Source organism: Campylobacter sp. BCW_6871, assembly GCF_001762325.1.
GTDB lineage: Bacteria > Campylobacterota > Campylobacteria > Campylobacterales > Campylobacteraceae > Campylobacter_D > Campylobacter_D jejuni.
In genome coordinates this window covers 1-2,230 of the sequence record NZ_MJWQ01000051.1, presented here as the reverse complement: position 1 = coordinate 2,230, position 2,230 = coordinate 1, and the positions used below count along the sequence as shown (strand labels likewise).

The window sequence follows — 2,230 nt, the reverse complement described above, 5'->3', positions numbered from 1 at the left end:
GACTTATCTCAAAAGCCTATTTTACCAATGTTTTCACTTTCAAATGGTGTTTTTTACCCATTCAGATTCAACTATTGAAAGAACTCTTGCAGTTTTGTAAATATTATCATGCGGATTTAGTATAGTTCTCACAGCGTAATACTGTTCGTTTTTTACCTCTTCTTTTTCAACTACAACTATCGTATCAACTGATTCTTCTTGAAGTTTCAAAGGAATGTATAAAACTACTCTTTGCTTATAAGCTGCAGGAATAATCATCTTTTGAAGATTATAATTATCTTTGATGATTTTCAATTCACCATTAATAATGTGTCCTATGAACCTATCATTTAGTTTTTTCACAATTTCAGGTAATCGCTCTTTTCTCTCAAAAAGATGCAAATGATTTACCCTAAAATCCAATTTACTGTCAAAAATGATTTCATTTTTGAATGTATCATAATCGCTTAAAGATTTAGGTATTTCTAAATCATCTAAAACTCTATCTCCATTAGAACAAAATTTTCTAAAAATATATCCTCCATTTTCCTGCTTTTCAAAGCATGCAAATATTGGAAAAACACCTGTACTATACAAACCTGTATTGAAACATGCCTTTGTTTTGTCTTTATTATAAGTAATAATATCAGGATAGCTTTTATTTTCGTAAATGAACTCAAAATATTTAAATAGATAAGAAAATAAAATATTATTTCCATTTCCCCAAAATTCTTTTTGAGCTATATTAGAAAGCTCTTGGAGTGTATTTAGAAAATTTGGAAAATAGGCAAATTGAAACAACAAAGGTTTCTCTTCAACTTTGTTTTGAATTTGATCACGATTTGAAGTCTTGTTTCTTGTGGTAGCTTTTTTAACATAAACTAAAGAAGGTTCGTTTTCATCTTTTTCAAGATCAAAGCCTGCTTCTATTAATGCCTTACTACAATTGATTTTTAAATCATATTTTCTTTTCAAATATTGACTGATATGTCCTGTAGTAACATGGTCAAATTTAGTTTTACTATCTTCATAGGCTTCTAAAATTAATTTTTCTATGTTTTTTTCCACGCTAAAAACCTAATTGTCCTTTCTTATAATCTTCTAAACCTTTCAATAGTCCAAAAAGTATGTCAGAATCAACCGCTCCTTCAATAGGAGTGCCTATTACTTTTCCTGTTGGAGTTAAAATATAAGTTGTTGGAGTTACACCATTAAACAATAAGTCTTTAGGTATTAATCCATTGGCATTTAAATCAGAAATAGCAACAATGAAATTTTTGTTAAGGTATTCCATTAAATCTCTATTATTTAACACATCATTCATAAGCTTGTGACAATATTCGCAAGTGTTTGAAACCACAAAAAAAATCATTAATTTTGCTTCTTTTAATGCTTGCTTTTGTGCTACATATACATCATCGTAGATTTTAGCCTCTAGCACTATAGGGCTAAAGGCTAAAAAGATGACTAAAAATAAAATTCTTATTTTTTTTATCATGCAATATCCTTTTTAGAATAATCCTGCAATCTGATTTGCAATTTTATCTTCTAAAATAGGCGTAGCTTCAGGAAGTTTAAGTCCTGTTTTCACAGCTTCTGCAAAAATAATAGTATTTTTTTCTATATATTTGCCTTCATAAGTTTGTTGTGTATTATTGATTTGATTTGAATTTAAATGTCCTACTTTATCACTGCGAACATTTCCGCCAAAGCTATTTAAAAAGCCTGAGCTTTGGGAATCTCTTACGCTAGCTTGTCCGCTAACATTACCACTAGAAGTTAAAACTTTACCATCAGCTTTTTGCTTGATATTAATATCTACTTGCATTTGCCAAATTGTATCTTCGGTAAGTTTTCCTAAAAGTCCTCCTACTAAAGCACCTGCAGCACCTGCAGCAACCATACCTCCTGCACCGCCGCCATTATAGCCACTAACTGCCACACCTGTAGCACCTCCTGCAACAGCACCGCCTACAGCATTATTTTCTTGTTTTTTATCACAATATAAAATATTGGTACTTAAAATATAATTTGCTTTATCAGGATCATCTATAACTTTATATCCTTTAGCTTCCAAAGCACTTCTTAATTTAGGTTCTAAATTTACATCATGTCCGCTTGTATTTTTGATATTTAAAAATACAATTCTTTTTTCCTTAGCCACAGGATCAAGAAAAATACTTTGACTCATTGTTGCATTAGTTTGTAAAGTAGTTGTTAAACAACCTGTGAGTAAACTAGCTGCCAAAAC

Annotated in this window: 3 protein-coding genes; all 3 read right to left on the bottom strand. The window is 30.3% G+C overall.

Annotation, left to right across the window (positions count from 1 at the left end; genetic code table 11):
* Positions 1-39 precede the first annotated feature (39 nt).
* Entirely contained in the window at positions 40-1,047 is a 1,008-nt protein-coding gene (locus AJ930_RS05530) for a DUF3825 domain-containing protein (RefSeq protein WP_044779628.1), read from the bottom strand.
* Between the two features lies 1 nt (position 1,048).
* Entirely contained in the window at positions 1,049-1,477 is a 429-nt protein-coding gene (locus AJ930_RS05525; RefSeq protein WP_070274978.1) for a thioredoxin family protein, read from the bottom strand.
* 12 nt (positions 1,478-1,489) lie between these two features.
* Positions 1,490-2,230 (bottom strand): complement resistance protein TraT (gene traT / locus AJ930_RS05520; RefSeq protein ID WP_261659499.1); only part of this gene is annotated, 741 nt, incomplete at its 5' end.